Origin of the sequence: Ferrovibrio sp., assembly GCF_002796975.1 — a bacterium.
Lineage (GTDB): Bacteria > Pseudomonadota > Alphaproteobacteria > Ferrovibrionales > Ferrovibrionaceae > Ferrovibrio.
This window is the reverse complement of the sequence record NZ_PEKV01000007.1, coordinates 1-7,042: the sequence shown is the minus strand read 5'-3', so window position 1 is coordinate 7,042 and position 7,042 is coordinate 1. Positions and strand designations below refer to the sequence as shown.

Below are 7,042 nucleotides of genomic sequence, written 5' to 3'. Positions count from 1 at the left end.
CTGCGTATCATCACCTCGATCCTGCCGGTGAATTTCGGCCGCGATCCCGTGGATGTCGCCATCCGGGTCGGCCAGTTGCCGCAGGCCCAGCCCATGCGCGATGCGCCCCGGATCGATCTGGAAATGGTCGATGACTGGAGTTCAGTACATGCCGACCTGCTGATGCCGGATGTGCTGGTACCGGTCTGCAATCCGAGCCTGCTGGAAGGCACCCCCCCAATCCGTAATCCTGAAGACCTGCTCTCGCTCGGCCTGATTCATGTCGCGACACGCAATCATGCCTGGCCGGACTGGTATCATGTTTTCGGCATTACAGACGAACGCATCCAGAAAGGCCCCGCCTTCGGGCATTTCTTCATGGCCCTGCAGGCGGTGCATGAGGGCAAAGGCGTGGGGCTGATTCCGCGGCCGCTGGTCGAAGAGGACATCGCTAGTGGGCGTCTGGTGCTGCCGCTCAACCAGGCGACCGAAAGTGCCGGTGCCTACTACCTGCTGTGCCGCCGGGAACAAAAAAACATGCCGGCGATCCAGAAATTCAGGAAGTGGATCCTGTCGGAGCGCGATCTGGCGCACTGATCTGCGTCGCCGGCACCGAGCCAATACTCGACTCAATACTAGAGATCGAGGATGAGCTGCGGGCCCTTCGAACCCGAACAGCAGATCATCATCGTCCCGTTCGAATCGCGCTCTTCCTGGCTCAGCACGACGTCGCGGTGATCCGGCGTGCCCGCTACGACTCTGGTCTCGCAAGAGGCGCAGGTGCCCTGAGCGCAGGCGAACGGTACGTTCAGGCCATTCTCCAGCAGGACATTCAGGATCGATTTGCCCGGCGGAATCACGAAGGACTTGCCGCTGCGGGACAGCGTAACGGTATAGCCGCCTTCGAGCGCTGCAGGCTCGCTCGCCGTGAAATATTCCAGATGGACATATTCGGAGGGCACGCCGGCGGTGGCGGCCGTATAGGCTTCGAGCATCGGAACCGGGCCGCAACAGTAGAAATGCGTACCGGCCGGAACTGCTGTGATCAGGGCACGCAGATCGAGCAGCCCGCCGTCATGCTCATCGTTGAAATGCGTGTGGATTGGCCGACCCGATACGGCCAGAGCGGATACATCTTCCAGCAACGCCGCTTCCGACCGGGAGCGGGCGCAGTAGTAAAGCGACCATTCCTTTCCGGCGGCCGACAATGCACGCGCCATAGACAGGATCGGTGTGATGCCGATGCCGCCTGCGATCAGCACGCTACGCTCGGCACCCTCGACCAGCGGAAAGTTGTTCCGCGGGCCGGTCACGGACACAACGCTGCCGGGCTGCAGCAAGGCGTGCACCAGCTTCGAGCCGCCGGTGCCGCTGTCTTCCAGCTGCACCGAGATCATGTAGCGATGGCGCTCCGATGGCGCGTTCATCAGCGAATAGCTGCGGACCAGGTCGGGTCGAAGGTTGAGCTGGATATGCCCGCCCGCCGAGAAAGGCGGCAGCACGCCGCCATCCAGCGCCCGCAATTCATAGGTCTTGATGCGGGCGGTTTCCCAGATGACCGCCTTTACGCGGAGATCGAAGGTCTGCGCATTTTCTGTAATAGACATGATCACTCCGGACAGCGGCTTACCACGATGTCTGGCCTTCTCTCAAAGTAGATATGGCCGATCCGCAGCATCCACCCCGGAAAGGCTGTCCAGCGGCCAGTCCCGGTTGGCGTAGAATTGCAACTGGATTCCATCGGGGTCCTTGATCGTGACGGCATAGCGCGACGGATGATCGACAATCCTTTCGATCGCGATGCCCGCCTCCCCGGCGGATTTCAGCGACTGGCGCAACTCGGCCTCGCTGAAGGTTTCGATCCCGACGTGATGCAGACCGGGCTTCATCCCGTTCTGCTGCCGGATCAGGGTGAAGTCGCCAATGCCGATATTGCCGCGGAACAAGGTGATGTCCGCCTGGCGGCCACCGGTTGCGACATGCAAGCCCGGAACACGAAGGTAGAAGTCAAACATCGCTTCGTAGTCGTCGGCAACCAGTGCCACATGCGTGGTGCGCTTGGCATGGAACACCGCATCCGGAACCCGGCGGTATTCGAAATCTCCCGGATAGAGGCTTTCCGCTTCCGGCTCAATCGTGACTCCTGGCACCCACTTTGGCTTTTCCTTGATGATGATGCCGGTCTTGATTGCCCGCCAATCCCGCACCACATCAGCATAGATCTCAACCTCGTTGCCGTCCGGATCACTGCTGTACAGCGCCCGCGCGCAATCGTGATCCAGCGTGGCCTTAAACTTGAAGCCGGACGACAATGCCCGCTGATAGCCAGCAACCAGCTCAACCTCGTTTTCCATTTCGAACGCGAAGTGGTTGAGCCCGGGCGCCTGGTTCGGCGGCGCGTATTTGCTGGTCACATCGGTCAGGCCGAAGTCATGGTAAGTATTGCCGTTGCTGATGAAGCTGGCACGGTTGTCGGGCTGGCGATAGGCCTCCTCGAAGCCGACCACATTCACGTAAAAATCCTTGGCCCGCATGTAATCACTGACGAACAGGTTGGCATGGCCGAGGCGGCGGACCGAGAAAAGCGGCGCTGTCATTTTTAGCTTCCCGAATGCTGTTGTGCTTTGGCAGATTGAAAGTCCGGATCTTCAGTTCTTCTTCGTTGTGAAGAATTCCGAATGCACCGGTACCTCCGCAGGGTCATAGCGCCATTGCTTCAGCGGTTTTCCATCGGCGAATTTCTGCAATTCCCTGAGCCAGACGCGACGCTGCCGCAGCACACAGGCATCCGAGCGCCCCAGAAGTTCAGGCGGGCGCCGGCTGGGACGCCCAACACCGGTCTGGACGATATTGTCCTGCAGGACGACCAGCCAGACGCGTTTCGGATCGACGTCCTCATATTTCATCTGGCCGCTGACGATCTTGCGCGCAATTTCCACGGGATCCTGGTCATAGCCAGCAAAGCGTTCCGCACGCCGCTTCAGGTAACCTTCGATCTTTCCGGGGACATTCGGTGTGGAGGTGAGTGTGAACTGGATATGGTTGTCGTCGTCGATCGGAACCCAGATAGCCAAGAATTCGCGATAATCGTAGTTTGGATCATCCGGCAAAACACGGGCATGCAGGATGTTTGGCATACCGAACTGGTAGACGATCCGCCGACCATCAGGGAAGGCATTGGTCATCGTCACACCCCACGGCGACTCTTCCGCCATGATTGTCGGCTCTTGATTGGATTCATCCCAAGACCCGTGAAGAGAGGAATGCGTAAAGGCGATATGCGAGAAATCGCCGGAATTCTCGAGATTGTTGTAGTAGGAGCAGGGCCGCTTGTAGGTGTCGTAGGTAACGACGACATCCTTGCTGTCAAAGGCCGGGTAACGCGGCATTTCAGGTGGCTCGCCCTCGCCGAAAAAGACGAATATCAGGCCGATATATTCCTGCGTGGGATACGACTTGATGCCGGCTCGCTCGCAGAAGGCCGGCCGTTCGGCGGGCTGTTCCGTGCAGGTTCCGTCGCCGGCGAATTTCCAGCCGTGATAGAAGCAGCGGATTTCGTCGCCCTGCACCCAGCCGGCATGCATGGGTGCCGAGCGGTGCGGGCAGCGGGAACTGATAACGAAAGGCTTGCCGCTTTCACCGCGATAAATTGTGAATTGTTCGTCCAGGATGTTCAGCGGAAGCGCGCGACCGGCCTCGAGATCGTGCGAATGCATGACTGGCTGCCAGAACTGGCGCAGATAGCGGCCAGCAAGGTCGTCGGGCCCGATCTGGTCCACATCGCCAAAGGTCACGCGACGGGTATTCGCGCCGGTGAGATTTTCATCCGTCTGTTGGCTCGTGAAAACGATCCCGCCTTCGCTCATGCTCGCTGCCTCCCACAATTGCCCGCGCCTCAGGGCGCTCTCCATTGTGGAGGGTAATGGCCGCTGATCAGGCCGAACAAACGATGTTTTGACGAATTGGGATGAGTTTTCGGAATGATCGCCTCCGGCCACCTACGGTATGCATGAGGCAAAATCATGCAGCCAGACCAATAATAGGCTTGATCCATTACCGCGCTCAGGAATCCTTATTTCAAGGTCGCACCACCTTTAGGCAGGAACCCGGTTTGGTACTACCCCAATGATCGCACTGCCTCTGAAAGAGGATCGCCGGACCCATGACAGCCCAACACCATGACCTGACAGGCGGGTTGGTGACGTTCCTCATGGACACGACGCTGGCCACCATACCGCAGTCGGCTGTCCACCAGGGCGTCCGGGGATTTGTAAATTGGCTGGGTTGCGCCATGGGTGGCCGGCACCAACCCGAGACCATGAAAGCCGCGGCTGCCCTGCTGCCACTGGCCGGGTTCGGCCGATCGACGGTGATCGGCCATGGACGGCTCACCGACTGCATGACCGCGGCGTTTTTGAATTCTATGAGTTCCAGCGCCCTGTCCTACAACGAGTACCATCCCGACACCGTACTGCATCCGGTCGGGCCTGTTGCCGCTGCCGTGGCAGCATTGGGCGAGGAGTGCGGCCTGGATGGCAAGGGCGCCGTAGAGGCGATCGTCATAGGCGTAGAGGTCGCAATCCGTTGTGGGATCGCCCTTCTGAAGCCACCCGCGCAGGCCCATACGGGCCTGTCCCCAACGGGAGCAGCCGTGCCGATCGGCGTCGCAGCGGCAGCGGCAAAGGTTCTCCGCCTGAACGCTGCGCAGACGCGGGCAGCCCTTGGTCTGGCAACCGGCCAGGCCGGCGGGCTACGTGAAACCATCGGCGCCATGTCGGGCGCGTTTATCCCTGCACAAACCGTTCGTCCCGGCGTGATCGCCGCTTTGCTGGCACGGCAGGATTTCACCTGCACCCCACATGTGCTGGAAGGGCCGCATGGTCTGCTCGCTGTATTCGGGGGTAACTCGACAGCAGAGAATATGCTGGAGAATGTGGGAACGGCCTTCGCGCTCGAGAGCGTATCCTACAAACTATATCCAGGTGGGGTCTGGATTCACGCTGCCGTCGATGCCGCGCTTGCCATCGCCAGCCGGAAAAGCTTACGCGAAAACGATATTGCCGCGATCGACGTCCATGTTCATCCGAGAGCCGTCGAAATCGCCGGACACTCCGCGCCGCGCAGCGCGCGGGAGGCTCAGGCGTCGCTGCCGCACTGGGTGAGTGCAGCATTGCTTCGCAATAAGGCCGGTGTGGCGGAGGCCTCGGATGAAGCTGTGCAAAACCCCGCCATCGTCAGCCTGCGCAGCCGCGTCAGATTGCACGCCGACGGCAACCTGGCTGTCACCGCGGCCCGCTGCGCGGTCACGCTGAGCAATGGCGAGGTTCTGGAACATCATGTCCAGCATTGTCGTGGTAGCATCATGACGCCGGCAAGCGATACAGATCTGACGGAAAAATTCATCGATCAGGTCGATTACGCCGGCTACAAAGACGGTGCGGCCATCGCGCAGCAGGCCTGGGAGATTCTCGACTGCTCCGATATATCGCAGCTGCTGCAGCAGTGCTAAATGGCGCCCTAATGCGTCGGTCCGCAACCATTCTGTTTCAGCCAGTCCTTGACGATACGATTGAATTCATCCGGGCGCTCGAAATAGGCGGAGTGGCCAGCCTTCGTGATCAATGCATAGGTCGAGTTGGCGACTTCCTGCTGCACGGCCGCGATTGCATTGGCCGGGAACAGGCTGTCTTCTTCACCCGCGACATACAGCACCGGAACCCCGGTGGCCTGAAGATCCTGCGGCGAATGCAGCTTCTGTTCCCCTGTCAGTGTATGGACATTGACCTTGTTGAAGCTGGCGAGTTGCAGGTAAAGCATCGTGGCCGCGGGATTCGACGCCAGCGTGGTCGCTCCTAGGACGCGCTCCGCCTGAGAAAGATCTCGCGTACGTTTCTGCACATCCGCCATGAAGCCGGCGATGCTGTCGGGCAGACGCACGCCGACGAGCGTGTCGGCCAGGACCAGGGCTCTGACCGTTTCCGGATGCCGGCAGGTAAAGCTGAGACACGTGCCGCCACCCATCGACTGCGCGACGAGGATGGCCTTCCTGATCTCCAGCGCCTCGAAAATCGCCTTCAGGTCCCCGGGAAAGGCCGTACGGCCAAGTCCCTCGGCATCAGTCGAATTGCCAAATCCGCGTGCGTCGAAGGTGATGCAACGATAGCCCTCGAATGCGACAATCTGGTGATACCAGCTGGCATGATTGCCGCCTGCACCATGAACGAAGATCAGATCCGGCCCCTCACCATGTACTTCATAATAAATCTGGCTTTGGCCAACTTTCAGTAACGGCATAATGACCTCTAGTTGTTCGATCCGGCTCAAGGCATAGGGGGGCAATTCATGATATGGGACAAACGATTTTTTCGCGGCTGAACGGGCATTTCGCTCAAGCGCTGTTTTTAGTACAAACCCAAAGAGACCATTATCAAAAGGGCTTACCGCGGCAGACCAGTGAAACCACAGTCGTCTGACGCCTCTTCTGCGCATAACGCGGCTTACTTGCAGTGATGTAATTCGCAAGGCCTCGCTTTAAAGGAGTTAGGTTAGGAGCGCGCCGCCGCATACAGCGTATGCGGCATCAGAGAAGCCGCAAAATCCACCCACCTCTCACGGGAAGCAAACAAAAGCCGTCTACCGACGGGGATAAAATACTAGGGAGGGCTTTTACTTCATCAATCACATCAACTGCTGCGTCATACTTGATCGCCTTCGGCACACTCATAGCTGCAGAGATCATTCGCCAACGAATTAAAATACAATTTCAATTATTCAGGGCACCGAGATGAAAAACCACGGTGGAAAGGTTTTACCTCCACGGATCCTTACGAGAGAAATCTATCGGCCAAGTGTACCTCACCTCCGGAGCCCATCCGGCGCAATCTACTGGCCTAGAACGCTTGAAAACCTACTCCGCCGCGGTCGCCAGCGGCGCCGTGGGCGAGCGGAATTCGGCCAGCAGTTTGGCTTCCTTCTCCTTCGCCGCCGTCAGGTGCCGTACCTTCACATGGCCATAGCCGCGGATGTCTTCCGGGATTTTCGCCAGTTGCACGGCCAGCGCATG

Annotated in this window: 7 protein-coding genes; 2 read left to right on the top strand and 5 right to left on the bottom strand. The window is 59.2% G+C overall.

The genetic code is table 11. The features are described 5' to 3' along the window. A partial coding sequence (locus tag CTR53_RS09505) for a LysR substrate-binding domain-containing protein (protein WP_290811987.1) occupies positions 1 to 576 on the top strand: 576 nt, incomplete at its 5' end. A gap of 38 nt (positions 577 to 614) precedes the next feature. Here the strand turns inward: CTR53_RS09505 and CTR53_RS09500 are convergent. From CTR53_RS09500 to CTR53_RS09490, 3 genes are read right to left on the bottom strand one after another with little or no spacing between them, the layout of a single operon-like run. Next, the gene (locus CTR53_RS09500; RefSeq protein WP_290811985.1) at positions 615 to 1,586 is read right to left on the bottom strand and encodes a PDR/VanB family oxidoreductase; all 972 of its coding nucleotides are present in this window, start codon (positions 1,584 to 1,586) and stop codon (positions 615 to 617) included. Between the two features lie 42 nt (positions 1,587 to 1,628). Next, complete coding sequence (locus CTR53_RS09495; RefSeq protein WP_290811983.1) at positions 1,629 to 2,576, bottom strand: VOC family protein; 948 nt, start codon at positions 2,574 to 2,576, stop codon at positions 1,629 to 1,631. Between the two features lie 51 nt (positions 2,577 to 2,627). Continuing rightward, positions 2,628 to 3,845: a Rieske 2Fe-2S domain-containing protein gene (locus CTR53_RS09490; RefSeq protein ID WP_290811981.1), complete on the bottom strand. Its 1,218-nt coding sequence runs from the start codon at positions 3,843 to 3,845 to the stop codon at positions 2,628 to 2,630. 296 nt (positions 3,846 to 4,141) lie between these two features. On the opposite strand from CTR53_RS09490, the gene CTR53_RS09485 reads away from it, so the two are divergent. Beyond that, positions 4,142 to 5,488 (top strand): MmgE/PrpD family protein, encoded by a 1,347-nt coding sequence (locus tag CTR53_RS09485; protein ID WP_290811978.1) that lies wholly within the window; start codon positions 4,142 to 4,144, stop codon positions 5,486 to 5,488. A gap of 8 nt (positions 5,489 to 5,496) precedes the next feature. On the opposite strand, the gene CTR53_RS09480 is transcribed toward CTR53_RS09485, so the two are convergent. Beyond that, positions 5,497 to 6,273, bottom strand: a complete 777-nt coding sequence (locus tag CTR53_RS09480) for an alpha/beta hydrolase (protein ID WP_290811975.1) — start codon at positions 6,271 to 6,273, stop codon at positions 5,497 to 5,499. A 613-nt stretch (positions 6,274 to 6,886) separates the two neighbouring features. After that, positions 6,887 to 7,030: a hypothetical protein gene (locus CTR53_RS21260; protein ID WP_367158962.1), complete on the bottom strand. Its 144-nt coding sequence runs from the start codon at positions 7,028 to 7,030 to the stop codon at positions 6,887 to 6,889. Positions 7,031 to 7,042 lie beyond the last annotated feature (12 nt).

Excerpts from the sequence above, each read along its gene's own strand:
- CTR53_RS09495 (WP_290811983.1), bottom strand. The coding sequence starts at position 2,576 with ATGACAGCGCCGCTTTTCTCGGTCCGCCGCCTCGGCCATGCCAACCTG.
- CTR53_RS09490 (WP_290811981.1), bottom strand. The coding sequence starts at position 3,845 with ATGAGCGAAGGCGGGATCGTTTTCACGAGCCAACAGACGGATGAAAAT.
- CTR53_RS09485 (WP_290811978.1), top strand. The coding sequence starts at position 4,142 with ATGACAGCCCAACACCATGACCTGACAGGCGGGTTGGTGACGTTCCTC.
- CTR53_RS09480 (WP_290811975.1), bottom strand. The coding sequence starts at position 6,273 with ATGCCGTTACTGAAAGTTGGCCAAAGCCAGATTTATTATGAAGTACAT.
- CTR53_RS09500 (WP_290811985.1), bottom strand. The coding sequence starts at position 1,586 with ATGTCTATTACAGAAAATGCGCAGACCTTCGATCTCCGCGTAAAGGCG.